Source organism: Aquimarina aquimarini, assembly GCF_900299535.1.
Classification (GTDB): domain Bacteria; phylum Bacteroidota; class Bacteroidia; order Flavobacteriales; family Flavobacteriaceae; genus Aquimarina; species Aquimarina aquimarini.
Genome location: NZ_OMKE01000001.1, coordinates 129,385 through 155,531, shown reverse-complemented (window position 1 = coordinate 155,531; position 26,147 = coordinate 129,385). Strand labels below are relative to the sequence as shown.

Genomic DNA, 26,147 nt, shown 5'->3' with positions numbered 1-26,147 from the left:
AAAAGTGTTTATTAGTTATCTTTTTTGCGAATTTAATTAAATTTAAGCTTAAAAGTTAGTTTTTATCTAAAATTTAGCTTTTCTATTGTTTTTCAACCTATCATATCTATCAACCCAGAAGGTCAAAATCTCTACAACTATTTTATTCTTTCTATATTCTATATTACGAATTCTTTAATGCTTTTTCAAAAGGAATTCTATTACGTATACTTCTTCCTAAAGTAACTTCATCTGCATACTCTAATTCATCATTAACACCAATTCCTCTTGCTATGGTAGAAGTTGTTATATCAAAATCTTCTAATTGTTTATATATATAAAAATTAGTTGTATCTCCTTCCATAGTTGCACTCAGTGCAAATATCAATTCTTGCACTTCTCCTGATTCAACTTTTTGAATCAATGAATTAATAGTCAATTCTTGTGGGCCAATACCATCCATCGGACTAATCTTACCGCCAAGCACATGGTATAAACCTTTGTATTGTCCAGTACTCTCAATAGCCATCACATCTCGTATATCTTCTACGACACAAACAATCCCTCTATTTCTAGATGGGTTACTACAAATATCACATATATCAATATCGCTTATACTATGACATGTTTTGCAAAACTTGATATCTTGTCTCAATGTCCCCAATGCATTTACCAAATGCTCTGTCTGAGCCTTGGGTTGTCTAAGTAAATGTAATACCAATCTCAGTGCAGTACGTTTTCCTATACCTGGTAATTGTGATATTTCATACACTGCATTTTCTAATAATTTTGAAGAAAATTCCATAGCGCAACAAATTTAGCATTTTTAATGAACAACTCTTTATAAATAGTATAGTAATCTTACTGTGAGATTGAGACCTTTTTTGCTATTTTTACTTCAAAAGTAAAATAATGCTAGATTCACTTTCTCAAGAAACTCAACTTATTCTTATGGTTATAGCCATAGGAATTCTATTTGCTCTTGTTTCCTGGAACACTAAACGAAATAAAAAGAAGCTATATAATCGTGATGAACGAAATTTCAGGAAAAATTATTCTAAAAAGAAAAGCAGAAAATAATTGCACTTACTAGAATGAAAAAAATACATGTAAGAAAAGCTACCCTCAAAGATCTAACATGGATAAATACTACTTATCAAAATATAGACTTTTTACCCTCAGATTTTAATACTGAGTATATTGCTCTAGCAGAAATAGAAGGTATAAAATGTGGACTAGGGAGAATTATTTATGTCGATAAAAATAACTTGGAGTTAGGAGGTATATATGTATTAGAACAATTTCGAGGAACAGGAATCGCAAAAGAGATTATCTTACATTTATTAAAAAATCATGAACACTATAAAAAAATATGGTGCTTACCATTTAAGTACCTTTGTTCTTTTTATTCCAAACTAGGTTTTCTAGATCAAAAAATACACAACTACAAAATTCCAGACAAAATAGATCATAAATATAAATGGTGTAATCAAAACTATAATAAGGAGGTACTTTTATTAGTTAAGTAATTATCTACCATAAAAAATTGCAATTCAATGAAAATATATACAAAAACTGGAGACAAAGGAACTACTGCTCTCTTTGGTGGTACTAGAGTACCAAAACATCATATTCGTATTGATAGTTATGGTACTGTTGACGAGTTAAATTCTTATATAGGGCTTATCAGAGATCAAAAAATAGACTCTCAGAGTACGCAAACGTTAATAGATATTCAAAATAAACTTTTTACTGTGGGAGCTGTTCTTGCAACTGATCCAGAAAAGGCAATCTTGAAAAACGGTGAAAAGCGTTTAAATATACCTACCATATCTAGTAAAGATATTGAGTTACTTGAAAAAGAAATTGACAAAATGAATGAATCGCTTCCTCCCATGACACATTTTGTATTACCAGGAGGACACCAAACCGTGTCATTCTGTCACGTTGCGCGTTGTGTATGTCGAAGAGCAGAGCGTTTGGCTACCGCATTATATGAGATAGAGCCATTTGAAGAAACCACACTACAGTACTTAAACCGACTATCTGACTATCTTTTTGTACTGGCACGAAAGTTGACACTCGATCTTAAAGCAGAAGAAATTGAATGGATTCCTAAAAAAAATTCTTAACTTTTAGAAACTGTATAAAATTAACGAGGGAAACCTTATAAAAAATCACGTTCTTATTATTATTGTTGAAATAATCAATTTTTTACTTGACTTTTTAAACTAAAAAATTATTTTTGCAAAAAATTAAACCAGTAAGCATATGTATTGGACTTTAGAATTAGCATCTTATTTAAGTGATGCGCCCTGGCCAGCTACAAAAGACGAATTAATCGATTACGCAATTCGTACTGGAGCACCTTTGGAAGTTGTAGAAAACCTACAAGCAATTGAAGATGAAGGAGATTCATACGACTCTATAGAAGAAATATGGCCGGATTATCCTACAGATGAAGATTATCTTTGGAATGAGGATGAATATTAAATTAACGAAATAGTATTAAAAGTCTCGCAAGAGGCTTTTTTTTTGCGTAAATTACGCCTCTCTTGTGATGATTTTACATTACAAAAGTATTGTATAATATGGCCTATATAGGTCCTGAGATAACAATAGACTTCCAAATATTGGATTAGACTAGAATGTTACCCTATTGAAAAAATTAATAGTTTCTTTTTTTTGAAACTAAAATCTCATTAAACACACAACCATAAAATTATGGGAATATTAGATTCTGTATTAAAAGTATTTGTTGGAGATAAATCCAAAAAAGATATAAAAGAAATTCAACCCAAAGTTGAACTTATAAAAAAAGCAGAGAAAACTGTAGAAGGGCTTTCTCATGATGAATTACGTGCTAAAACTGTTGAATTTAAAAACAGAATAAATGACGCCCGTACTGAAATCAATTCTAAAATAGAAGCACTTACCGAAGAAGCTAATACTACTGAGGATATTGACAAAAAAGAAGATATCTACGGAGAAATCGACAAACTAAAAGAAGAAGCTTATAAAGCAACAGAAAAGGCATTGAATGAGATTCTTCCTGAAGCTTTTGCTGTTATAAAAGAAACTGCCAAACGTTTTGCTAATAATGATTCTATAGAAGTTACTGCTTCTGCATATGATCGTGAGCTTTCTGGTAACAAAGAACATATCACTCTTACCGATGAAAAAGCAATTTGGGCTACAAGCTGGGATGCCGCTGGTAAAGAGGTGAAATGGGATATGGTTCACTATGATGTACAGCTTATAGGGGGTATTGCTCTACATGAAGGGAAAGTTGCAGAAATGCAAACTGGAGAAGGAAAAACACTTGTAGCTACACTTCCTGTATATCTTAACGCATTATCTGGCAATGGTGTTCATCTGGTAACCGTAAATGATTACCTAGCACGTCGAGATAGTGAATGGATGGCGCCTATTTTTCAGTTTCATGGACTTACAGTAGACTGTATCGATAATCACAGACCTAATTCTGAAGAGCGTAGAGCAGCATACAACGCTGATATTACTTACGGAACTAATAATGAATTTGGTTTTGATTACTTGAGAGATAACATGTCTCATGCACCAAAAGACTTGGTACAACGCCCGCATAACTATGCTATCATAGATGAAGTAGATTCAGTATTGATTGATGATGCACGTACTCCTCTAATTATTTCAGGTCCTATACCAAAAGGAGATATCCATGAGTTTGATGAACTAAAACCTAAAATTGCAGATATTGTTTCTGTACAACAAAAATACCTTACTACAGTGCTGGCAGAAGCTAAAAAACTGATAAAGGAAGGAGATGCAAAAGAAGGAGGTTTTAAACTATTACAAGTATATAGAGGAATTCCTAAAAATAAAGCGTTAATTAAGTTTTTGAGTGAAGAAGGTGTAAAAATGCTTCTTCAAAAGACAGAAAACTTTTATATGCAAGATAACAACCGTGAGATGCATAAAATTGATGCAGATCTGTATTATGTTATCGAAGAAAAGAATAACCAGATTGACCTTACCGATAAAGGAGTTGATCACCTTTCTGGGAAAGATGATCCTGATTTCTTTGTTTTACCACAAATCGGTATGGAAATCGCCAAAATCGAAGGCTTAGAGCTATCTAAAGAAGAAGAAGCCGAAAAGAAAGAAGACCTTTTTAGAGAATATAGCGTAAAAAGCGAGCGTATCCACACCCTACGCCAGTTACTAAAAGCATACTCATTATTTGAAAAAGATGTAGAGTATGTAGTAATGGATAACAAGGTAAAGATTGTTGATGAACAAACTGGTCGTATCATGGACGGTCGTAGATACAGTGATGGACTACACCAAGCTATTGAAGCAAAAGAAAATGTAAAAATTGAAGATGCAACCCAGACTTTTGCAACAGTAACACTTCAAAACTATTTCCGTATGTATGGTAAGCTGTCTGGTATGACAGGTACCGCGGTAACAGAAGCAGGAGAGCTTTGGGAGATATATAAACTCGATGTAGTAGAAATTCCTACCAACCGACCTATCGCAAGATATGACCGTGAGGATTTGGTATACAAGACCAAACGAGAGAAATACAATGCCGTTATAGATGAAGTTACAGAATTATCTAACGCAGGAAGACCTGTACTTATTGGTACTACCTCTGTAGAGATATCTGAGCTATTAGGTCGAATGCTAACCATTAGAAAGGTACCGCACAATGTATTAAATGCAAAACTTCATAAAAAAGAAGCCGATATCGTTGCCGAGGCTGGTAATGCAGGTATAGTAACTATTGCAACAAACATGGCAGGTCGTGGTACAGATATTAAATTATCAGACGAAGTAAAAGCTGCTGGCGGTCTTGCCATTATAGGTACCGAACGTCATGATTCTCGTCGAGTAGATAGACAGCTTCGTGGTCGTGCAGGTAGACAAGGGGATCCAGGAAGTTCTCAGTTCTACGTATCATTAGAAGATAATCTTATGAGATTATTTGGATCTGAGCGTATTGCTAAGATGATGGATAGAATGGGATTAAAAGAAGGAGAAGTAATCCAACATTCTATGATTTCTAAATCTATAGAAAGAGCGCAGAAAAAAGTAGAAGAAAACAATTTTGGAGTGCGTAAGCGATTACTAGAATATGATGATGTAATGAATGCGCAACGTGAGGTAGTATACAAACGTCGTTACCATGCACTATTTGGTGAGCGTCTTCGTGTAGACATTGCCAATATGATCTATGATACTGTAGAGGTAATCACAGAAGGAAATAAAGTTACTCAAGATTTCAAAAACTTTGAATTTGAACTAATTCGCTACTTCTCTATGAGTAGTCCTATTTCTGCAGAAGAATTTGAAAAAATGGATGCTCAAAAAATTGCTGGAGAAATTTATAAAGTTGCATACGTACATTACCAAGACAAAATGGAACGTAATGCAGAGGCAGCTTACCCTGTTATCAAACAAGTTTATGAAGACCCAGCTAGTAAATATGAGCGAATTTTGGTACCATTTACAGATGGAGTCAAAAGCATTAATGTAGCAACCGATCTTCAAAAAGCATATGATTCTCAAGGAAAACAACTGATTACCGATTTTGAAAAGAACATTACACTTGCCATTATTGATGATGCATGGAAAACGCATCTTCGTAAAATGGATGAACTGAAACAAAGTGTACAATTAGCTGTTCATGAACAAAAAGACCCATTATTAATTTACAAATTCGAAGCTTTTGAATTATTTAAAGCAATGATCGAAGAAGTAAACAAAGATGTTATTTCGTTTTTATTCAAAGGAGAATTGCCTACTGGAAATACTCAAGATATTTCTGAAGCTAGACAAGTACGTAGAAAAGAGAATCTAGAGACCTCTAAAGAGGAAATCCCTAATATGGATGAACGTGCTGCACAAAATAGAGCTGCTGGAGAAACACAAAACAGACCACAGGTTACCGAAACAATTACACGAGAGCAACCAAAAATAGGTCGTAATGATAAAGTTACTATTAAGCATGTAATGAGCGGAGAAAATAAAACTGTAAAGTATAAGCAAGCGATTCCATTAATCGAAAAAGGAGAATGGGTTATCGTAGACGAATAAAAAAATAATTACATATAAAAAAACCTGAAGTAGTTACTTCAGGTTTTTTTATATCACTTTATTAAATAGAAGTGATGTAAACTTTTTTTTGATTCTGGCGAAAAACAGTTATTTTTTATAGCGAATTGAAAAAAGTTTACATCACTTCATACTATAAAAAACTAAATACTTACTTTTTCATACAACAATGTAATCTCATTAAACACCTTGGTTAGCTCATTACTCATTTTATACACTTCTGCTTCATCAAGCTCTTGATTTGTTAATTTACTCGCATTTTTCTTAATCGTATTCCATTTAGAAAATGCTAAGCCAATCTTCTCATCAATTTTAGGAGTATTAAACTTAGATATTAGTAATTTATTGATCGCTCCATCCAATTCATGAAAAACATTACGAAGCATTTGAGTAGAGTTCTTATTTTTAAGCTCCAGTTGATTTGCAAAATAATAAAATGCCAAACGCTGTGATAACATTCTTTGCCTTCCTGAAATATTTATTATAGTTTCTAACGCTATTATATCTTCTATAGCATCAGCCTCTTCGATACTATTTTTATTATTTTGAATGGTTTTTTTGGATGCTGAAATAATAGACACCACAACATCATTTGTTGCTTTTAATAAATCTGTATTTGTATCTATTAGCTTTTTAGCATTATCATAATTTGGTTGCCCGTCAATAAGGTTTTTAAAATTCTTCCACAACTCATTGACTTTTACCAATCGATCAGTAGTTTCTTTAAACTTACAGTTTTGTATAAGAACTCGGTTTTGTTCTTCAAAAACTATTTGACTGGTTAATAAATCTCTTTTTGCTTGTGCATCATTTGTGTTGTTTAATAAATATAAATATGCTTTAGATATTTTTTGAGTAAGCATTCGTTGTTTACCAGAAACATTAATCGCATTATTAAATGATAATGATCCGTATTCATTATTTTTTTGTGCATGAAGTTGTATTGAGTTCATATATACTAATCCTATTACAAATAACATTAATACAAACTTAAAAGGGGGATTTTTACTTTTCATCTGGATAGATTCAATTGTTTATTATTTTTAAAATTTACTAGCAAATAATAAGAAGTTAAGTCTATTTTTTATCGACCCACAAAGGCATTCTTATCCATTTGCAACGGCAAAAGTATTCTAGACAATACTCAAGAAATATGACCTTTATCAGTATATAAGTCCGCCTAAATAAGTATACCAAGACTTAGCTTACTGTTTAACAGTATTAATTTTAATTTTTATTTAGAGAGTTTTAACTAAAAAATAGATTTGAACTCGTTATTGAGCCCTTTCAAGTCACTTATAATTGCAAAAAAGTTTCAGTAGTAGTCAAAAAAAATCAAGACCTACAATAGAAAAAGTAGTTCTTTAAAAAAAGTGATTATCTTATAAATGTACAAACAATCGTTTTATATTTCAGTTACAAGAAGTATATACCTACAACATCAGGATTACATAGAAAACTTTTTATCTATCCTTCTTTTCAATATTGGTATTTGCACAAAAAACAAAATTGCAAGAAGTAAAATACCGTAAATAGTTGATTTAGGAAATGTATAGTTAGAAAATGGATTTTTTATATTTGGTAATGATTTTATAAAAGAAAAATCAATCCAACTTAATAATGATATTTTTGTATCTGATAAAAATGGAATACTAGATAACAACACTACCAATAGTAAACCAATACCCCACCAAACCTTTTTAGAAATTAAAGGCTTATACACAAACATCGCTGGATCTTCAAGAGTATCTACCTGATTCATAATATTGTCCAAAAAATTAACAGGTGGTTTTTCTACTCCTGCTTCTTTGATTAGGCTCTTAATATTTTTATATTTCTCTTCCATTGCTACCACTCATTTCTGGATATATGTAATATTGTAATAGTGAATATAGCTTTTTTCTACTACGATACAATTTTATTTTTACATTATCAGCTGTTAAATTTACTATCTCTACAATTTCTTTCACACTTTTTTCTTCAAAATAATAAAGTGTAATAATCGCTGCTTCATCCTCTGGAAGCTTCATAATACTATCCAAAATAATTTGTTTCCTTTCTTTTGCTTGCAAACAACTTAGCGCATCTTCTACAAGTGCAATATTCTTCTCTCCTATTTCTTTTATATCACTAGAGCTCACAAAACGTTTATTTACTTTTAATGCATCCAAACTCTTACGATATGCAATTGTATATAACCAAGTAGAAAACTTAGCATCACCTCTATATCTATCAAGAGCCTTATATGCTTTAACAAAAGTATCTTGAGCAACTTCTTCTGCCTGTTCTTTGTTCTTAAGCATACGATACACCACAGTGTATACTAAACTTTGATAACGCTCTACTAAAACTGAAAACACATTGACCTGCCCGTCGAGAACTTTATCTATATAATATTGATCTGATTGATGGTTCATTTTGTTATAAGACGCCCCCCTATCTCTTTTGGTTACATCTTTTTTGCTAAAAAAATAAAACTATTTTTTCCCTTTTTTTTGTAACCGTCTTAAATCTTTGTTCGTCTTAATTAGAAAACGAACAGTATTAATTAATTTTTTAAATCAAAAAAAATGGGAGCAGAAGTAATCATAATGCCTATACTATTTGGTAGTATCTTTGGAATCTTATATCTATTCATTTCAGCCAGAAACAAAGAACGAATGGCTCTTATAGAAAAAGGAGCAGATGCCTCTATATTTTACAGTAGTAAAAAGAAAAGAACAACCTCTCTCTGGAAAGTTTTTATCTTAAACCTATCACTACTACTAATGGGTGTGGGTGTTGGAATTTTTATTGCTGGTATTTTACACCTTTCTATAGGTGTAGAGGAAGACATTGCTTATCCAGGAACTATCTTTCTAATGGCAGGAATTGGCTTATTTACAGGATTTACGATGACAAAAAACCTTGATAAACAAAATAACATCGATGAATAGGTCATAGCATAACCTGTTATTACAATATTCATTTATCAAAATCCCAATACTTATCATATTGGGATTTTTTATGTACTATATACCATCAAATAATGATTACCTCATATTACACAAAATCTGCATAATAAAACACTATACAGAGTTTACTATATAGTTTCATATCGTTTCCTTATAAAAAATTTATTTAATCACATAAACAATACATTTTATAGAAAAGGTATCTTATAAAACCAAAAAGTCCTTCTTGATATTCAAGAAGGACTTTTTTATATTGTTTTTCTTTTATTACATATCTACTATAAGATCATCGCTATTATCAAACTTTTCAATTACAACAGCATCACCTCTATTATTCTCAAGAACATAAACTCCTGCTGGTAATTGACTAAGATCTATAAAATTAGTTGTCTTTGATAATATATGCACCGTATCTTTTACTTCAAATAATTTTATCTTATCTCCTTCTTCAAAATTAATTACAGTAACAAAATCTCCTTCTCTCTCTATTTCTAAAATATTCATTTCTGAACTTTTATAGTAACGCATAAACTCTTCCTCTACATCTTCTACCTGAAATTCCTGTGTACCATTCTCTGCATCATTTTCTACTATAAAATTATTTTTGATATTTTCTAGTGCTCCTACTACATCTATTTCTTCTTCTGTACGTACGATAACAACAGATTCTCCTTGATTATTTTCTAACAAGTAAGCTCCTAGTGGTAATTGACTAAGATCAATCTCTCCATGTGTTTTAGACAAAACATGATCTCCGCTTTCTACTTCAAATAATTTTATCTTATCTCCTTCTTTAAAATCAACAACCACAACTACAAGACCTTCTTTCTCTACTTGTAATATTTGGTCTACATTATTTGCATAACTGTTTACAAATAAAAATAAGCTAAAAAAATATGTTATTAATTTCATCATTTTATTACTTTACAGCGGGTATGTTATTACTTTCTTACGGTTTTCCCATACAATGATATTACATAATTATAGTTAAAAAAATTAAAAACTAGACTTTTAGATCAAGTGTTTTCGATTTTCGACAAAAGACACAAAAAGTGTTAAATAATCCTTTATAAAATGTTAAACAGCTGATAATGAGGTATTTAATTTTAATGTTTTTTCAAAAAATCAGATAAAGTGTACTATAAAACAGACCAACAGATCATGATGATGTATTTCTGACTTATCTATGTTAAACAATATGATTTAAAGAAGGGATTTTATAGTATATTTTAGAAACTAAATTTTGGAAGAGAAATAATACCATTTATCAATAGAAATTATTTCCTAAAATAGTTTCTTTTTACTCATGTTTCAGAATAAAACACATCGGTATCGATATCATCTTTGAATTTTATTTTTCTGCCTAAACCAAAAATAATTTAATTCGGATCACAGTGATTTCAATTGAGAATTTACACCTCAAAAAAAGGTATAAAAATCTTTCATATTTAAAAAAGCCCTATCAACCTTGCTGATAGAGCTTTTTTACAATTAACACTACATTACTATGAAAAAAATTATTTATTACCTAGTACAACAACCTTGCTATATTTTGCATTGATTGTAATCATTTTATCTGTACTACGAGTTTTTTGAAAACCATTTATAAAAACATTTCCAAAATTATTTCTTGTATTTATTTCTAATGTTTTAGGTAAAGAAATTATACTTTGTGTTCCGCTATAAGATAGATTTAAAGCCGATTTAGGTAACATAAACTTAAAATCGCTATTCTGAACTGCTAAATCAAGAGTGGAGAATGATTCTCCAAGATTAGCTATAGTAATCACTCCGAAACTTCCAGATATTGCTCCATTCTCATCTAGTTGTTGAATATAAATATTACTAGAATCTGTATTGGCAAGGAGATTTTTAGCATTTTGTATCCTACAGTTCTTAACATAATTCAGAACCAACCTTCCGTTATTCCATTGCTTGATAAAAACAGGAGAATAAGCAGCCTTAATAAAAGTTTGTTTACCATCTATAACATTGCCCATAAGTTTGGTATGAGACAGAGATGCTTTTAAATTATTAGTTTTCTCTGCTAATTGTACATCTCCATGGCGAATATTAAGTTTTAATTTAGCTTGTTTTGGCATATATACTTTTATTATTTTACTACTACCATTTGTAGTTGCTTTACTATTGCTATACCTATATACAGTAATATTAGCCGTTCCTGATTGTTGTTTTCCTATATCTTGTATTAATTGTGATGCCCAAGCATCCATTTGCTGACCATATTGCTTACTCCATGTCTCTAAACGAATTTCTACTTGACCTGATGGAGCATTTGATTCTTTTGCAAATTGATTAGCCCACTTTTGTTTTTCTTTGCTTATATCGTCTTTAAACTTTTCACGTATTTGGCTTTCCCATTGTGTGATATATTTTTCATCACTTTTATTGACTCTTTCATCTTTATAAGTAACATTGGATTGATTCTCAGAAAGTGCATTTGGCATAGGGTTTTTAGCCATATTCTTCATAATAGGCTCTAGCATACTGGTAATCATTGGTTCCAGCATTCTCAATTCTTGCAAGTTTCTATTTGATGTAGTATTACTAGAAGTGGTCACGCTTCTACTCCATAAATTACCTGCTGTAGAATTAATGGTAACTTGTTGATCATCTCCTAATACACTCACTTGCCAACTATCCAGTATTCGTTTGCTATTTTCATCAGAAAGATCTCCTTCTAAATATGCTTCTACTACTATAGTATTTTTATTCCATGTTTCAAAAACAATATTAGTATGACTGGTATTAAGATTTACAGTGACATCATTATCAACTACAAGTTTTTTGCTCAACTTGTCCTGTCTGTCTTGTGCAAACAATCCTGCACAGCACAGCACCCCAATTGTAACAATATTAAGCTTGTATTTCATTGTAATTTTGGTTTTCAATTCGCTCTAATTCTTTTAGTTTATCTTTTAATCTATTCAAGAGGGATAATCGTATCGTTAAATTTTCCATCATTGCTTCTACACTCTGTACATTAGGTCCTACCTCTATCAATTCTTTATTGAGCTGCTGGTATTCTTTATCCAGATTGTTTAATCGTGTCATAAAACTTTCTACCAGCTCTCTATTAGAATCATCTATTGTTATCTGAGATAATTGAAATTTGATACTGGTAAGTATACTATTTTCGACTTCTTCATACTCTGGAGATATTTCTGCTAAAGGCGAGGTTTGTTTTGTCAATATAATTGACGAATTTTTTACTGATTCGTTATCAAGGTTTACTACCTCAGTTCCTTCAGCATTATTTACATTTAATTGATTATATGTTAATAATGACACAGAGAATATAACAACTATACTGGCAGCTATATTAAGCCAATGATATGGGAACTTTTTTGTTTTTTTGGGCAACTCTTTTTCTAATCTGGACAAAAAGCGTTGTTCATGTCCTTCTTGTATGCGCTCAGAAGGGATATGTTTATCCTTTTTTAATAACTCTCTAATATCCTGTGCCATCTCTCAAATGTTTTAATTGTTCTTGCAATTGTTTTTTACCTCTATGTACTAACGTTCTCGAAGAAACGGGTGTTATATCTAATATTTCACTAATTTCATTATGGTCATACCCTTCTATCAAAAACAGCATGACTGCATATTTATATTTTTCTGGTAATGTTTCAATTGCTTTTTTCACCTCATCTACAGTAACAGAGTCTGACACAGACCAATCATTCTGTTCCTCTACTGTTGACATAACCTGCTCATTAATTGCTACCATATTCATTTTCTTGGCTTTTAGCATATCTATGCTTTTATTAATTACAATTCGTTTTAGCCAAGCTCCAAAAGTAACATCTCCCGTAAACTGATGAAGCTTTGCAAATGCCTTAATAAAAGATTCTTGCATGGCTTCTTCTGCCTCGAATGGATCTTTAAGAAAACGCAACGCTACATAATACATACCATCACAGTATTTATTATAGAGTTTCATTTGCGCTCTACGATCATTAGTCCTACATTGTTGTATTAGCTCGCTTTGTAACAAACTTTCTTAACTTTTGGTTAGTGATTATTTTTCAAAAAAATCGTCTTTTCAATGGTATTCATTTATATAGACGGAAACACATATTCTGTGTTGCAAAATTAAGTATAAAATTTACGTTTATTTAATAATTTAAGTCATTCCAAACTGTTAGCCATACAAAGTAAAGATCTCTCCTATAGGGTATCCAGTTTTTTAAACATTAATAGTATCAAAGAGTCATAAGGTAGAGTTATACTTAATAAACCTGCCATAAAGGGAAAAATATTATTGTGCCTTATATACAATTCTATCTATAGAATATGTAAATTCCATCTTTAAAAATGTTATATTTAAGATTAAAAAGAAATCATGACAAAACTTCTAAAACAAACTGCATTCATTGTATTAGGGTTAGCGGTAATTGGATTTATAGGGATGTATTTTCTAAAACAGAACACTAAAAAACACAGTCCAGAAGAAACTATTACTCATACCGCAAAAGGAACTGATTTTACTGTTTTTTATAACCGCCCCTATAAAAAAGGTAGGGTTATTTTTGGTGATCTTGTTCCATTTGATCAAGTGTGGAGAACTGGGGCAAATGAAGCAACTACTTTTACTACTAATAAAGATATACAGGTTGATGGCACTATCCTAAAATCAGGTACGTATACATTATGGACTATCCCTAATCCAAAATCATGGAAAGTCATTTTCAATAGTAAAAAATATGATTGGGGAGTACATATGAATGGTACGGCAAAACGAGAAGCCAAATTTGATGTACTTACCGTCGAAGTGCCCGCACATCCTCTACTCAATGTAGTAGAACAGTTTTCTATATATTTTGAAGATATGAATGAATTTACAACTATGTATATTGCCTGGGATAGAACTGTTATCGCCATTCCCATCAAAAGTTAGTCCCTAATAGATATGTAAACCTTTATATCGAATATATGAGTTTACAAAAAGGAATGCATAACTTTGTCATAAATCTATTTATTCTGTGTCTAGTAATTCTGCCAAAAATACTACCCCTCTATCAAAAGTACCTTCTAGTACTAGCAATCTGTCTATTAACAGGTTTAAAAAACTACAGCAAAAAGAAATTTTGGTTGATGCAATTTTTAAATCGATTGTTGCCAATGATACAGCAGCGTTAAGCAAAGGAATTACATTGATAGAAAGTACAAAAAAGAGCCATCTAGAAAAGGGGCAACAACTTATAGAAATGTGCCTTCCTTATGCTAATAATTCTGTAAGAATAGGTATAACTGGAGTTCCTGGAGTTGGCAAAAGTACATTTATAGAGGCTTTGGGTAATTTATTACTAAAGAAAGGAAAAAAAGTAGCTGTTTTGGCAGTAGATCCTAGTAGTTCTATCTCACATGGAAGTATACTGGGTGATAAAACCAGAATGGAATCACTTGTACAATCCCCTAATGCATTTATACGCCCTTCTCCTTCTGGAAAATCTTTGGGAGGTGTTGCCCAAAAAACCAGAGAATCTATTATTCTATGTGAAGCTGCTGGATATGATGTAATTATTATTGAAACTGTTGGCGTAGGACAAAGTGAAACCGCTGTACATAGCATGGTAGATTTTTTTCTATTACTAAAACTTGCTGGCGCAGGTGATGAACTACAGGGAATAAAAAGAGGAATTATAGAGATGGCAGATGCTCTTGTTATCAACAAAGCAGATGGAGATAACCTCATTCCTGCTAGAAAAGCCAAAAATCAATTTAGAAAAGCATTACACCTTTATCCACTTGCTCAAAGTAGTTGGTCTCCAGAAGTACTTACATGTAGCGCTATAGAAGGTACTGGTATCGCAGATATCTGGATAATGATTCTAAAATACCTTGATATTACTGCTAAAAATGGCTTTTTTGAAGAAAACAGAATCCAACAAAACAAATTTTGGCTATTACAGACTATAGAAGAACAATTAAAAACTTCTTTTTATAACCATCCAAAAGTTAAGGCCGTTTTAGATACTCAAACAACAGCTGTACAACAACATAAAATAACTCCTTTTGCCGCTGCTAGATATCTATTAGATATAAGTAAAAAGTAATCCTCAAAATAAAATCGCTACCTAATGTATTATTCTAATTTGACTAAAAGTTTACATTCATTTTATATACAGAATAACGCATTGGTATCATTTCTAACGAAAACGGTATACATACCCTACTCCAAACTCAGAGAAATCAGCTTGTCCTAGATTTGCATTAATATGTGCAGCCAGAAAAAAATTGTTTACAGGAGATTTATACGTATTAAACAAATAATACTTTATTCCTAATCTACTAGATATAGTACGTTTTACATTATAATACCAATCTAACTCTCCTAATTTGGTATATTTATCATTATAAAACTCTCCTTGACTTAATTGCCAATCTATTTTATAAAAAGGTTTATAAATATTGAACCCTAAATCAAATTCTATTCCTACATGCCCCAGTAACAATTCACTAGTTACAAAAAACCCAAAATTGGTAGCATACCGATAAGGATATTTTCTAAAATGTGGCACTTGCTCACTGATAAGCTCCTTATTATCATTTATATGATCATAATAATGCTCATAAAACCGATAATACCCTCCTACTCCAAATTTATAAGTTCTATTAATAATTTTACCCATAGATAGTGCTGTAGAATACACTTCTTTTTTATCATTAAAAATTCGAGAAAGTACATTTTGACCAATTCCTGTCCTGAAAGAAAAATAGTACTCTGAAGATTTCTTTTTTGTTACATTTTGCTTCGTATCCTTATCATTAATATGCTCAGGATTATTTCCTATCTGTGAAGATAAACTGAGCAAAAACGAATTAAGTCCTTGGTTAGGTAATCTTGTGTGGCCATTAGAAAAATGAGTATACCCCAATCCTATGCGCCAATCTATTTTCTGTCTTTTTACAATATCGTAATATAAAAATGATCTAAAAGACCAATTAATATCTGTAGTAATAGCTCTATTAAATGGGTTTGTATCAGGGTCATATTTAGTATCTAAATACGATGCCCCCATTGCAATGTTAAAATTCCATCTTTCTGAATACTTTTTAAACAAACCTACTTCTACAAAAGGCATAATAGTATATGCAAATCCTATTTTTTCTGTATTTCCAAAATTAGTAACACCTAGTGAAACCCCTGTTTTTGGATATCCCAACTCAATAGCCCATTGCTCATCAGATCCCTTACTATGCATCCCCATACTAACAAAAAAAGAGGTTTGTAATTTAGTTTTAGGAAAATCAGTATTCGCTTCCATTGTTTTCCCTATAAGAACTTCGGGAGTTATAAAAAGTGACTTCTTGTTTTTTATAGTTGATGTTTGTCCTCTTAATTGAACTCCAATAAATAGCAGGAATAGATAGTATCTCGTTTGCTTCATGTATAATTTTGTATCAGGTACCTTGATTATTTTTCTCTATATTCATTACCCGATTATTTACATAATTACTCATTATACATACTAAAGCTTTATTTCTCATATTGATATAATCTACTATATAATTATTTTGGATAGTTACTTTTTTATTTATTAAAGGTATTAATTACTAACTCTTTAGAATTTTCTTTAAGGAATAGTTCCTATTTCGTTAAATTTCCACTCTCCTTTTATTTTCTTGAACTGAAAACTATGTTGTCCTCCTTCATGATTAAACACAGGAGCTGTTGTAGTCACCAAAACTTCATAATGAGCTATTCCTTCTATTTCTCTTTTATAAAAAACTGCTTTTCTTTCTTTTAATATCTGTACAAACTCTTCGTTAAAAATTAAATCATAGTCATTTTCTATAAAATCATCTATCGGAATATAGATATCCTTTGTATAAAGAGTAGTATACCAATCAGAATCTGTTTCTCTTTTTTTATTCAGCTCCTCTTGCTCAATTATCGTATTTTCTAGACACAAATAACAGCGTATCGATTGATTTGAAAGGGTTTTAAATCCACTTTTATCCTGTATGGCAATAATATTCAAAAACTTTTTCCAAACCTGAGTAATATCCTCTTTTTCATGAACATATTCTCTCTCATCTCTTGATGGTATAAAAGATGAAATTAATAGTGATAAAAATAAAACAGATGCTATTTTTTTAATTTTCATTAATATTTTTATAGATAATTGCAGGAAATCACGTACAAATAATTGTAGGTTAAAAAATATACTGTCCAAAATGTATTTCGATCTATATCTGCTTTTAAGTTTTAAACTTATAAAAATTTGATGTTATTACAAAAAGAAAGTAATATCAAAAAACATGTTATGGTATTATTTTTATATAGATTTCAACTTATAAGCTAACTAAAGGTTATAACTACAAAAGCAACTATCATGGGATCATAAAAATATAGTACAACTTACTAATAAAGCATTACTTATCGCTTATATCGCCGATTTCATCTTTACTCATTTCTCTGGGAATAGCACTTATTTTTGTGTCGTTTTCATCTTCTTCAAAACTCTGCATCGTATCTGCCAATCTTTTACTTATTTTAACTAGATAAATAGTATCTTCTGTTCGTACCTCAACAGCTTCTATAGCTTCATTATGTTGGTTTTTGAATAAAATAATATCCCTATCACTATAGCCATCAGGAAATTTATCTACTAAAAGATTTAAAATATTTTTATTAAGTTTCTTGTAATCAACAATCATTCTTTTCATAGTTAGTAGGTTTAAGAATTAGGTTTATATCTTAAAATAATAGTGTCTTCTATTATAAACTTTGGAGTACCTTATTTAACTTACTTCTAGCAATTTGAACTGACCGCACATCTATACTTATGCTATATGATTTCTTATTACAAGTCTAAATAAAAAAAATGAAACATTCAGAAATATCATTCAAAAAAACCAATTATTTTTTTGAAATTTTACTTGTTAAAAATCATAAATTTCACCTTACAACCAGGTATTGTCAAAACTTTTCAGGACATTTATAATGGTATTCTATTATTACAAACACAAATAGACAATATTACACCAAACTTATACTTATGAAAAACAGCCTACTATATGTATCTTTGGGCATATTAATCTTCTTTTCATTTTTTTTATATTTCTATACTCTCGAAACTTACAATGCAATAGAGACTTTTTCTATTTATATTCGTGAGCGATTTGGCAGGTTCTATCTATGGTTAGGCCTACTTTGCGTTTTATTGCTTATTATTTTAGCTTTTTCACCTTGGGGGAAAAGACGATTAGGAAACCCCTCAGACCAGCCTCAATTTTCTAGATTGGCTTGGATATCTATGTTATATAGTGCTGGTATGGGTGCAGGAATCTTATTACGTGCTGTGCAAGAACCTGTTTTTATGGTGCATAATCCCCCAATTAACACAGGAACTAACCCCAAGATTATTGCATTAGAATACACTTTTTATCAATGGGGATTTACTGCTTGGGCATTCTATGCTGTATTTGCTATTATCATAGGATACTATCTATTTGTGAAATCTCAAAAGGTATTATCTAGTAGTGCATTCTTACCTATACAACAACTGACCACATCAAACAGATCTAGAAATATTATTTTTGGGAGTATTGATGTTCTAGCAATTCTTACCACAGTATTTGGTTTGGTAGCTGCTATTGGGTTAGGTACAACTCAAATACAAGGTGGATTAAATCATATTTTTACCAAAGATTTTGGACTCAATACCACTATTATTATACTGGTCATTATCTCGGTATTGGCATTCATCTCTGTTTTTAGAGGAGTAAACAAAGGAATTAAAATCATCTCAACCTGGAATATCTATATCACTCTAGGCTTATTGTTTTTTGTCTTTATACAAAGTGATATTGTATCAATCATCAATCATTTTTTTATTGCCTTGTATCATTATATAATTGATTTTATTCCTCTTAGCTTAGCTTATGGTCAATATAATCCAGGAGAAAAATTTCTTACAGACTGGACCTATTATTATTGGGCTTTTTGGTTGGCATGGGCTCCTTTTACAGGAATTTTTATTGCACGTATCTCCAAAGGCCGTACTATGAGAGAAGTAATTTTAGGAGTACTTCTTATACCGAGTTTGGGAACATTTTTTTGGTTTACCACTTTTGGGCATTCAGCTTTTGATATTATTGAGGGTTTTGGAACGTATCAAGGACAATTTGACAATGTGTTTAGTTCTATTTTTGTCTTTTTTGAACACTATCCATTGCAAGGTTTCATCAATATACTCACCCTTTTATTATTAATAAGTTTTTTGGTAACTTCTCTAGATTCTGCAATTTTTGTATTGAGTATGTTTACAGATAATGGCAAACAAGAACCTTCAAAAAAGCACCGCCTTTTATGGAGTAGTATACTTACTATCTTTTGTATTGGCATTCTTCTCTTAGGAAATGTAAAAACAGATATCAATGTATTAATCGCTATGCAAAAATTACTTATTATTACCTCATTGCCTTTTTCTTTATTAATGGTAATAATGATTGTATTATTTGTATGGTATTACAGAAAAAACATAAGAAATTAACAACCTCTAATAATATAATATTTTCGACGTTATGTATGTCGGTATACTACTATATGGTAAAGACAATTTTACAAAAAAAATGGGTCAAAAAGTTCTTATATATATCATGTGGAATCTCTTTTTTGGCACTATGCTTTTATACAAGTATCTATTTTGGAGTATGGGGAAAATTACCCAACAAAGAACAGTTAAGCTCTTTGAAACAGGCAGAAGCCACTCAAATACTTGACAAGGACAATCACCTTATTGGTAAATATTACATCTATGATAGGCAACCAATAACGTATAACGACCTGCCACAACATCTTATAGACGCACTTATTGCTACAGAAGATGTACGTTTCTATGAGCATACTGGAGTAGATAACACAAGCCTGTTACGTGTATTTTTTAAAACTATATTACTGGGCAATAAATCCTCTGGAGGCGGAAGTACAATAACTTTACAATTAGCAAAAAATCTTTTCGGAAGAAAAAAACATATAGTACTTAGTACCGTAGTAAACAAAATTAAAGAAGCATTCATTGCCAAAAGAATTGAGGATATTTATTCTAAAAGTGAAATTATCACCCTATATTTCAACACAGTACCTTTTCCTGATAATACATATGGAATTGAAAGTGCTTCTCAAAAATTCTTTAACAAATCTACTTCTCAACTCAATCTATCTGAAGCAGCTACACTTATTGGATCGCTAAAAGCTAATCATAGTTTTAATCCTAGACTCTTTCCTGAAAGAAGTCAACTCAGAAGGGATGTTGTATTACAACAGATGGTAAAATACAACTATATAAGCGCCAATCGATCCAACAGAGCCATGAATCAGCCTATCGTTTTGGATTATCAATATTTTAACCACGACCTTGGCCTAGCCCCTTATTATAGAGAAGAAGTAAAGAAAGAATTAATAAAGGCTTTAGAACATCGTAAAAAACCAGATGGTAGTGCATATGATATTTATAATGATGGATTAATCATACACACTACTCTAGATTATAAAATGCAGTTTCTGGCAGAGAACGCCATGAAAGAGCATATGAAAACTTTACAATATGATTATGAAAAATCATATGGTAAAGATGCTCCTTGGAAAAACAATCCAGATCTTATCAAAAATGCAGTAAAAAACCTTACTGCTTATACCACTTACAAAGAGCAAGGACTTACAGAAAAACAAATTAAGGACTCTCTTTCGGTAAAAAAAGATATTGAATTATTTGAGTGGAATGGTAATATTACTAAAAAAGCATCTTCATTAGATAGTCTACAACACTATTTAAAATTTCTTAATACGGGTATGATTGCTATAGAACCAACAACAGGTGCTGTAAGAGCATACCTTGGCGGAATTGATTACCGCTATTTCAAATATGATCATGTCTCACAAAGTAAACGACAAGTAGGCTCAACTTTTAAACCTTTTGTATATACCACTGCTATAGAAAATGGTATCAAGCCCTGTTCTTATTTCTCTACAAAAGAAATTACGTATACAAATTTAGAAAACTGGACACCAAAAAATGCTTCTATAGAAAATGATCCGCATCTTAATTTTACCTTAGAAAAAGCACTAAGTAATTCTGTAAACACTATAGCAGTAAAAGTATTAAACAGAGTAGGCATACCCAATGTTATTGATCAAGTAAAAAAACTTGGTATTACAACTGCTTTATCTCAAAACCCTGCAATGGCTTTGGGTACAGATGCTATCAAGCTTAAAGAGCTTGCGGGAGCATATTCCAGTTATATAAACCGAGGTAAAAATACAGCTCCCTTTTACATTTCTCGTATCGAGGATAAAAATGGGCATACCATTGCTTCTTTTACTCCTAAAATAGCAGATACTGTTGCTTATAGTGAATATACAAGATTGGTCTTACTAGAGATGATGAAATCAACAGTAAAACAAGGTACCGCAACCAGACTCAAAACTTATTACAATCTTGATAATGATATTGCGGGTAAAACAGGAACAACACAAGACAATAAAGATGGGTGGTTTGTTGCCATTACTCCAAATCTAATTATTGTTACTTGGGTAGGCAATGATAATAACATAGGTTTTAAAACTACTGCGTTGGGTCAAGGAGCCAATACCGCATTACCGATTTTTGCAAAATTGTATCAAAAAATGAATCAAGACCCATATTTTGATCCTATTACCAAAAGTAAGTTTGAAGAAACCCCTCCAGAAATCCTAAACGATATGTCATGCAAACCTGAAAAAAGAGATAGTTTTTTCAAAAGGCTTTTTGGTAAAAAAAGGAAAAAGAAAAGGTTTTAAACTTTTTACCTAGCAGTACCAGTATCGCCATATTTTTGGATTAAAAATGTATGTAGTTTATATGCTAAGGTTCCAAACAAAATTCCAAAAACCATACCTGTAACTACATCACCAGGATAATGTACTCCTAGATAGATTCTACTATAACTTACAACAACAGCCCATACTACCATAAATGGAAATATATATTTTAAATATTTACGTAAGGCTAATCCTGTAAAGAAGGCTAGTGCCATAGAATTTGCTGCATGCCCAGAAAAATACCCATGTCTCCCACATCGTTCTGCGATTATACGTGTAAATTCTGATACCCCAACTGCTCCACATGGTCGCGGTCGCATAACCAATACATTTTTAAACAAATTTGCCGTTTGATCAGCTACTGCGATTAATAATGCAACAACTACCAAAGTGATGATCGTACCTCTAATTCCAAAATATTTATAAAAAAAAACAAGAAGTATTAGATACAAAGGAATTTGATAGAATTTTTCAGTCATAAATAACCAAAATCCATCCCACATAGGAGATCCAAGGTTATTGAGATATAAAAAAAGGTCTTTATCTAGTTGTATAAGGTCTTCCATTATAGCGTATTTATTTGTTTTTTATTCACCGTATCTTTCTATCTCACGATCATAAAAATTATTGGCTTCTATAAACAAATTTTCTGCCTCACTCAATAATTCTTTCTCATCATCTTTATCAAACTCTTCTAGCCATTCAACTTCATCATTTTGCAGATTAATTATAAATCTGGGAAACTCTGTATGAATTACAAAGATGGCGTCTGGATAATCTGTATTATCACCTAATAAGAATTTTGGGAAGTCCATAATGAATACTTAAAATTACAAAACCTCAAAGGTACTTTTTTTGGGGAATCCAGAAAATTATTATGTAATTACTATTCAATTTTAATTTCTACTCTATTATTTGATTCTGGATCAAGGTTTGGATCTTTATCAACTATCGGACTTGTATTTCCTGAAGCAATGACTTCTATTATAGATTCATCTATTCCTTTTTCTATAAAATATTTTTTTACATTACTGGCTCTCATTCCAGACATAATTTCATTCTCAAAAGACGAACCTGCATCGTCTGCATGCCCAATAATTTTTACAGAACTTACTTTGAATATGCTTACGTATTGTATGTAAGAATCTAATGCTTTCTTGATTTCTTTATATGCTTCGCTTTCGCCTACCAAAAATTCTATAGGAGAAAAATCAAGTGCCATATCACATACTTGCCCAGAAGTTAGGTTTTTGGTACCTCTCATTTCCATTAGTAATACATCATCAATAAAATAATACGCTGTATCAAAACTACCTCCTTTTACCGATTTCCCTTTAGGACTATCAGCAAAATATCCTAATGAAATATATTTTTCTGTTCCTTTTGCTCTATACACTCCACAAACCTTGGACCATCCTTTTGTATTACATATCATTTTTGATGATTGTACATGCAAAGGGTATTTTGAGGTCGTAGTAATTTTTGGGACTCTTGCTGTAAAATAAGAACCTATAGACGAGGTACATGAATTTGAGATTCCTTCTCCTAAAGAGACATACATGTGAAAATAATAATATTTCCCTTTTGATAAAGGTTTTTTTAGTTTGGCAGTTACCCCTTCTTTATAAGGTCCTCCTGCAATATACATCCCTACTTTTCCTTCTCCTGTTCTAGGTTCCTGCTCACCAAATTGTTTTAAAAAATTAGGAGATTTATGAATAAATCTAATCTCTTCTAATCTTGGGTGATAAGCATCTGGTGAATTGATTGCTGATTTCCAATCTTTAATAATTCCAAAATTCTGCATCTCCATTGCCATTCTAGAAATAGCTACGTTGGTAGTTTCAAAACTGGGATTAGGAATAAGGTTCTGGGTTTTACTATGAGTAAAGTTTTGGCCTGTACTACTTTGAGCAATCAATAGAGTGAAGATAGCAAGCAGCAGACAAAATTTAGAATTTGGGACTCTCATCTTTTGTATTCTGTTTTTTTGGAAAGATAGTTAATTATTCGTTAATACCAAATAAACGTATTAAGTATAAAAAAGGTATTTCATCTTCCTTTTTTATTTAAAAATTTCTACAAAAACATACTGACACATACATAGAAAATAACAGAAATAAAGGGTTACTTTTTGTGAATCAACTTCTTGGTTAACACATTAAATCTAGCATATAACAATAATGCAGAAGCAGAAAGACCTGCTAATAATCCTATCCAGATTCCTGAGCTTTTATATGTTGTATATAATCCTAAATAATAACTAATAGGAAATCCAATAACCCAGTAAGCGATAAATGTAATCAGCGTTGGTATTTTTACATCTTGTAATCCTCTTAGTGCTCCCAGAACTGTTACTTGTATTCCATCAGAAATCTGAAACAAGGCAGCAATTACTAATAATTTGGCTGCAATCATGATAGTTTCTGTATTATCTGTAAGGCTTTCTGTCTCTTTAATATCCAGATAAATCTGCGCTAGTGGTTCATTAAATAAAATAAAAATAAAAGCAAATACAACTTCTATCAAAAAAGTTAATAAAAATATAGAGATCGCAATTCTTCTTAAATCTTTGAAATGCCCAAGCGCTTTTTGATTTCCTACTCTTACCATAGCAGCTACATTTAATCCCATTGCTACCATAAAAGTCATAGATGCAAGATTTAATGCGATTTGATTTGCTGCTTGCGGTTTTTCTCCTAAAATTCCAGACAACCAAATAGCCGCAGTAAAAATAGCTACTTCAAAAAACATTTGTAATGCTGATGGAAAACCTAATGCTATAACCTTACGCATCATTTTACTTTCTAAAATAAAAATTTTAATCTGTGTAACATACGGTTTTGATTTTTCTTTACCTCTTAAGAAAATCCATAAAAAAACAACCATTACAAATCGGGAGACTAATGTACCTACCGCTGCTCCTACAATTCCCATTTTTGGAAATCCAAACTTTCCAAAAATCAACAAATAATTTAAAATTATGTTTACCAAGTTGGCTATCAATGTTGCATACATAGGTATTTTGGTCATTGATAATCCATCAGAAAATTGTTTTAATGCTTGAAAAACTATTAACGGAATCAAAGAGAATGCTACCAGATCCAAATAAGGTATCGCAAGCTCTACAACTTGCGCTGATTGTTTCATTGAATACATCAATGGTTTTGCTAACAATATCAATAAAAACAATATAGTCCCTAGAGTAGTACACAAAACCAAACCATGCTTGAATGCCGATTTACCAGTATCAAAATTATTGTTACCATCTGCTTCTGCTACTAGCGGTGTAATTGCTGTAGAAAAACCAATTCCCAAAGACATGGCTATAAACATAAAGCTGTTTCCCAGAGATACTGCTGCCAGTTCTGTGGTCCCTAATTGCCCCACCATTATATTATCAATCAAGCCTACAAAAGTATGCCCAAGCATACCCAGCATTACTGGTGCTGCCAATGTTAAATTATACTTGAATTCTCTGGTGTATTGTTGTAGCATTTTACAATTTTGAGAACGCAAAGGTATCAGAACCCTTAAGAATTCAAATTATTCTTATCGTATTTTTAACGTTGCCTATGATTATTTAAATCTTTTCTAAAGAAGAAATTGAGGTTACCTTCTATGGATATCTAAACTCATTCTATGACTTATATGTTCTATACAATACCATCGACACTACTATAGAATCAGTTATTCATCTACTGTAAGCTCATTATCATTAGGAATTTCATATTCATTACATATTTCCTTTTTTTCTTCATATGTTTCTGGGGAGACTTCTATCCAATATTCATCTCCAAAAAAATTAAAGAAATAACGTTTATCGATATAGAGTTCAAACGCCTCTTCTACCTTAAAATAACTACTATCTAAAACTTGGTTACCTAGTGTATCTTTATGGGTAATAGAGGTATATTTTTCTTTGAGATAATGCACATACACCTCTTTATCACAAAAAAGAATATGTTTTGGTTCTCCTGCTCCTTCATCCCAATTAACATCTCCTCTATCTACAGTAAAATTATAGGTGTATTGATGTGTAGAATTATAAGTATGATTGGTTAAAATCCCTTTGTAACTTGTGTTTTTATTGATTTTTTCTACAACCAGATGCTTCCCGTTTTCTAATAATTTATTTGTCTTATCTACTTTTGTGATCGTTTTTGAAGTACAATTACTAAATAGCACTAAAACTGATATTAAGGATAGTGTTTTATATACTTGGTGTTGCATTTTGTTTTCTTAATGTAATTCTTACTAATCAAACAAAGATAAATAATATG

At 31.3% G+C, this 26,147-nt stretch carries 26 protein-coding genes; 10 read left to right on the top strand and 16 right to left on the bottom strand.

Annotation, left to right across the window (positions count from 1 at the left end; genetic code table 11):
• Positions 1–163: 163 nt before the first annotated feature.
• Positions 164–784: a recombination mediator RecR gene (recR, locus tag DG508_RS00665; RefSeq protein ID WP_108866298.1), complete on the bottom strand. Its 621-nt coding sequence runs from the start codon at positions 782–784 to the stop codon at positions 164–166.
• 107 nt (positions 785–891) lie between these two features.
• On the opposite strand from recR, the gene DG508_RS20915 reads away from it, so the two are divergent.
• The 5 genes from DG508_RS20915 to secA all read left to right on the top strand — a co-directional run bounded on the left by DG508_RS20915 (position 892) and on the right by secA (position 6,060).
• Positions 892–1,059: a hypothetical protein gene (locus tag DG508_RS20915; protein WP_159090568.1), complete on the top strand. Its 168-nt coding sequence runs from the start codon at positions 892–894 to the stop codon at positions 1,057–1,059.
• 14 nt (positions 1,060–1,073) lie between these two features.
• Positions 1,074–1,508, top strand: a complete 435-nt coding sequence (locus DG508_RS00660) for a GNAT family N-acetyltransferase (protein ID WP_108866297.1) — start codon at positions 1,074–1,076, stop codon at positions 1,506–1,508.
• Positions 1,509–1,535: 27 nt separating this feature from the next.
• On the top strand, positions 1,536–2,111 hold the full coding sequence (locus DG508_RS00655) for a cob(I)yrinic acid a,c-diamide adenosyltransferase (RefSeq protein ID WP_108866296.1): 576 nt from the start codon (positions 1,536–1,538) through the stop codon (positions 2,109–2,111).
• A gap of 139 nt (positions 2,112–2,250) precedes the next feature.
• The gene (locus DG508_RS00650) at positions 2,251–2,472 is read left to right on the top strand and encodes a DUF2795 domain-containing protein (protein WP_008272287.1); all 222 of its coding nucleotides are present in this window, start codon (positions 2,251–2,253) and stop codon (positions 2,470–2,472) included.
• Positions 2,473–2,703: 231 nt separating this feature from the next.
• Positions 2,704–6,060, top strand: coding sequence for a preprotein translocase subunit SecA (gene secA / locus DG508_RS00645; protein WP_108866295.1), 3,357 nt, complete (start codon positions 2,704–2,706; stop codon positions 6,058–6,060).
• A gap of 161 nt (positions 6,061–6,221) precedes the next feature.
• Here secA and DG508_RS00640 read toward each other — a convergent pair whose 3' ends face one another.
• The 3 genes from DG508_RS00640 to DG508_RS00630 form a co-directional block, all read right to left on the bottom strand.
• Entirely contained in the window at positions 6,222–7,094 is an 873-nt protein-coding gene (locus tag DG508_RS00640) for a type IV pili methyl-accepting chemotaxis transducer N-terminal domain-containing protein (RefSeq protein WP_108866294.1), read from the bottom strand.
• A 431-nt stretch (positions 7,095–7,525) separates the two neighbouring features.
• Positions 7,526–7,924 (bottom strand): hypothetical protein, encoded by a 399-nt coding sequence (locus tag DG508_RS00635; RefSeq protein WP_108866293.1) that lies wholly within the window; start codon positions 7,922–7,924, stop codon positions 7,526–7,528.
• Positions 7,908–8,495 (bottom strand): RNA polymerase sigma factor, encoded by a 588-nt coding sequence (locus DG508_RS00630; protein WP_108866292.1) that lies wholly within the window; start codon positions 8,493–8,495, stop codon positions 7,908–7,910. Before DG508_RS00630 ends, DG508_RS00635 begins: the two co-directional genes overlap by 17 nt.
• A 153-nt stretch (positions 8,496–8,648) precedes the next feature.
• Here DG508_RS00630 and DG508_RS00625 point away from each other — a divergent pair, with 153 nt between their 5' ends.
• Positions 8,649–9,014, top strand: coding sequence for a DUF6249 domain-containing protein (locus DG508_RS00625; RefSeq protein WP_108866291.1), 366 nt, complete (start codon positions 8,649–8,651; stop codon positions 9,012–9,014).
• A 285-nt stretch (positions 9,015–9,299) separates the two neighbouring features.
• On the opposite strand, the gene DG508_RS00620 is transcribed toward DG508_RS00625, so the two are convergent.
• The 4 genes from DG508_RS00620 to DG508_RS00605 all read right to left on the bottom strand — a co-directional run bounded on the left by DG508_RS00620 (position 9,300) and on the right by DG508_RS00605 (position 12,996).
• Positions 9,300–9,947 carry a hypothetical protein gene (locus tag DG508_RS00620; RefSeq protein ID WP_159090566.1) on the bottom strand — a complete coding sequence of 216 codons (648 nt, stop codon included), beginning with the start codon at positions 9,945–9,947 and terminating at the stop codon, positions 9,300–9,302.
• Positions 9,948–10,549: 602 nt separating this feature from the next.
• Complete coding sequence (locus tag DG508_RS00615) at positions 10,550–11,926, bottom strand: hypothetical protein (protein WP_108866289.1); 1,377 nt, start codon at positions 11,924–11,926, stop codon at positions 10,550–10,552.
• A complete protein-coding gene (locus DG508_RS00610) occupies positions 11,910–12,521 on the bottom strand; it encodes a hypothetical protein (protein WP_108866288.1) in 612 nt (203 codons plus the stop codon). Before DG508_RS00610 ends, DG508_RS00615 begins: the two co-directional genes overlap by 17 nt.
• Positions 12,505–12,996 (bottom strand): RNA polymerase sigma factor, encoded by a 492-nt coding sequence (locus tag DG508_RS00605; RefSeq protein WP_108866328.1) that lies wholly within the window; start codon positions 12,994–12,996, stop codon positions 12,505–12,507. The genes DG508_RS00610 and DG508_RS00605 overlap by 17 nt, the downstream gene beginning before the upstream one ends.
• A gap of 402 nt (positions 12,997–13,398) precedes the next feature.
• On the opposite strand from DG508_RS00605, the gene DG508_RS00600 reads away from it, so the two are divergent.
• Positions 13,399–13,953, top strand: coding sequence for a DUF2911 domain-containing protein (locus DG508_RS00600; RefSeq protein ID WP_108866287.1), 555 nt, complete (start codon positions 13,399–13,401; stop codon positions 13,951–13,953).
• A gap of 85 nt (positions 13,954–14,038) precedes the next feature.
• Positions 14,039–15,112: a methylmalonyl Co-A mutase-associated GTPase MeaB gene (meaB, locus tag DG508_RS00595; RefSeq protein ID WP_108866286.1), complete on the top strand. Its 1,074-nt coding sequence runs from the start codon at positions 14,039–14,041 to the stop codon at positions 15,110–15,112.
• Positions 15,113–15,205: 93 nt separating this feature from the next.
• On the opposite strand, the gene DG508_RS00590 is transcribed toward meaB, so the two are convergent.
• From DG508_RS00590 to DG508_RS00580, 3 genes are all read right to left on the bottom strand, one after another.
• Entirely contained in the window at positions 15,206–16,447 is a 1,242-nt protein-coding gene (locus tag DG508_RS00590) for an acyloxyacyl hydrolase (RefSeq protein WP_108866285.1), read from the bottom strand.
• Positions 16,448–16,633: 186 nt separating this feature from the next.
• Positions 16,634–17,167 (bottom strand): hypothetical protein, encoded by a 534-nt coding sequence (locus DG508_RS00585; protein ID WP_108866284.1) that lies wholly within the window; start codon positions 17,165–17,167, stop codon positions 16,634–16,636.
• A gap of 268 nt (positions 17,168–17,435) precedes the next feature.
• Entirely contained in the window at positions 17,436–17,729 is a 294-nt protein-coding gene (locus DG508_RS00580; RefSeq protein WP_199912737.1) for a hypothetical protein, read from the bottom strand.
• A gap of 332 nt (positions 17,730–18,061) precedes the next feature.
• Between DG508_RS00580 and DG508_RS00575 the strand changes: the two genes are divergently transcribed.
• A complete protein-coding gene (locus DG508_RS00575) occupies positions 18,062–19,558 on the top strand; it encodes a BCCT family transporter (protein WP_108866283.1) in 1,497 nt (498 codons plus the stop codon).
• A gap of 53 nt (positions 19,559–19,611) precedes the next feature.
• Positions 19,612–21,843 carry a transglycosylase domain-containing protein gene (locus DG508_RS00570; protein WP_108866327.1) on the top strand — a complete coding sequence of 744 codons (2,232 nt, stop codon included), beginning with the start codon at positions 19,612–19,614 and terminating at the stop codon, positions 21,841–21,843.
• A 5-nt stretch (positions 21,844–21,848) separates the two neighbouring features.
• Here the strand turns inward: DG508_RS00570 and DG508_RS00565 are convergent, their stop codons facing one another.
• The 5 genes from DG508_RS00565 to DG508_RS00545 form a co-directional block, all read right to left on the bottom strand.
• The gene (locus tag DG508_RS00565; RefSeq protein WP_108866282.1) at positions 21,849–22,430 is read right to left on the bottom strand and encodes a phosphatase PAP2 family protein; all 582 of its coding nucleotides are present in this window, start codon (positions 22,428–22,430) and stop codon (positions 21,849–21,851) included.
• A 21-nt stretch (positions 22,431–22,451) separates the two neighbouring features.
• On the bottom strand, positions 22,452–22,679 hold the full coding sequence (locus tag DG508_RS00560) for a hypothetical protein (RefSeq protein WP_103865581.1): 228 nt from the start codon (positions 22,677–22,679) through the stop codon (positions 22,452–22,454).
• Positions 22,680–22,750: 71 nt separating this feature from the next.
• Complete coding sequence (locus tag DG508_RS00555; RefSeq protein ID WP_108866281.1) at positions 22,751–23,836, bottom strand: OmpA family protein; 1,086 nt, start codon at positions 23,834–23,836, stop codon at positions 22,751–22,753.
• A 155-nt stretch (positions 23,837–23,991) separates the two neighbouring features.
• Positions 23,992–25,362 carry an MATE family efflux transporter gene (locus tag DG508_RS00550; RefSeq protein ID WP_108866280.1) on the bottom strand — a complete coding sequence of 457 codons (1,371 nt, stop codon included), beginning with the start codon at positions 25,360–25,362 and terminating at the stop codon, positions 23,992–23,994.
• Positions 25,363–25,554: 192 nt separating this feature from the next.
• Positions 25,555–26,097 carry a hypothetical protein gene (locus DG508_RS00545; RefSeq protein WP_108866279.1) on the bottom strand — a complete coding sequence of 181 codons (543 nt, stop codon included), beginning with the start codon at positions 26,095–26,097 and terminating at the stop codon, positions 25,555–25,557.
• Positions 26,098–26,147 lie beyond the last annotated feature (50 nt).

Coding starts and splice junctions, on each gene's coding strand:
- DG508_RS00610 (WP_108866288.1), bottom strand. CDS start 12,521: ATGGCACAGGATATTAGAGAGTTATTAAAAAAGGATAAACATATCCCT.
- DG508_RS00600 (WP_108866287.1), top strand. CDS start 13,399: ATGACAAAACTTCTAAAACAAACTGCATTCATTGTATTAGGGTTAGCG.
- DG508_RS00570 (WP_108866327.1), top strand. CDS start 19,612: ATGGTAAAGACAATTTTACAAAAAAAATGGGTCAAAAAGTTCTTATAT.
- DG508_RS00615 (WP_108866289.1), bottom strand. CDS start 11,926: ATGAAATACAAGCTTAATATTGTTACAATTGGGGTGCTGTGCTGTGCA.
- DG508_RS00625 (WP_108866291.1), top strand. CDS start 8,649: ATGGGAGCAGAAGTAATCATAATGCCTATACTATTTGGTAGTATCTTT.
- DG508_RS00585 (WP_108866284.1), bottom strand. CDS start 17,167: ATGAAAATTAAAAAAATAGCATCTGTTTTATTTTTATCACTATTAATT.
- DG508_RS00635 (WP_108866293.1), bottom strand. CDS start 7,924: ATGGAAGAGAAATATAAAAATATTAAGAGCCTAATCAAAGAAGCAGGA.
- DG508_RS00630 (WP_108866292.1), bottom strand. CDS start 8,495: ATGAACCATCAATCAGATCAATATTATATAGATAAAGTTCTCGACGGG.
- DG508_RS00655 (WP_108866296.1), top strand. CDS start 1,536: ATGAAAATATATACAAAAACTGGAGACAAAGGAACTACTGCTCTCTTT.
- DG508_RS00560 (WP_103865581.1), bottom strand. CDS start 22,679: ATGGACTTCCCAAAATTCTTATTAGGTGATAATACAGATTATCCAGAC.
- secA (WP_108866295.1), top strand. CDS start 2,704: ATGGGAATATTAGATTCTGTATTAAAAGTATTTGTTGGAGATAAATCC.
- recR (WP_108866298.1), bottom strand. CDS start 784: ATGGAATTTTCTTCAAAATTATTAGAAAATGCAGTGTATGAAATATCA.
- DG508_RS00550 (WP_108866280.1), bottom strand. CDS start 25,362: ATGCTACAACAATACACCAGAGAATTCAAGTATAATTTAACATTGGCA.
- DG508_RS00620 (WP_159090566.1), bottom strand. CDS start 9,947: ATGATGAAATTAATAACATATTTTTTTAGCTTATTTTTATTTGTAAAC.
- DG508_RS00640 (WP_108866294.1), bottom strand. CDS start 7,094: ATGAAAAGTAAAAATCCCCCTTTTAAGTTTGTATTAATGTTATTTGTA.
- DG508_RS00660 (WP_108866297.1), top strand. CDS start 1,074: ATGAAAAAAATACATGTAAGAAAAGCTACCCTCAAAGATCTAACATGG.
- DG508_RS00590 (WP_108866285.1), bottom strand. CDS start 16,447: ATGAAGCAAACGAGATACTATCTATTCCTGCTATTTATTGGAGTTCAA.
- DG508_RS00580 (WP_199912737.1), bottom strand. CDS start 17,729: ATGAAAAGAATGATTGTTGATTACAAGAAACTTAATAAAAATATTTTA.
- DG508_RS00565 (WP_108866282.1), bottom strand. CDS start 22,430: ATGGAAGACCTTATACAACTAGATAAAGACCTTTTTTTATATCTCAAT.
- DG508_RS00650 (WP_008272287.1), top strand. CDS start 2,251: ATGTATTGGACTTTAGAATTAGCATCTTATTTAAGTGATGCGCCCTGG.
- DG508_RS00555 (WP_108866281.1), bottom strand. CDS start 23,836: ATGAGAGTCCCAAATTCTAAATTTTGTCTGCTGCTTGCTATCTTCACT.
- DG508_RS00605 (WP_108866328.1), bottom strand. CDS start 12,996: ATGAAACTCTATAATAAATACTGTGATGGTATGTATTATGTAGCGTTG.
- DG508_RS20915 (WP_159090568.1), top strand. CDS start 892: ATGCTAGATTCACTTTCTCAAGAAACTCAACTTATTCTTATGGTTATA.
- DG508_RS00545 (WP_108866279.1), bottom strand. CDS start 26,097: ATGCAACACCAAGTATATAAAACACTATCCTTAATATCAGTTTTAGTG.
- DG508_RS00575 (WP_108866283.1), top strand. CDS start 18,062: ATGAAAAACAGCCTACTATATGTATCTTTGGGCATATTAATCTTCTTT.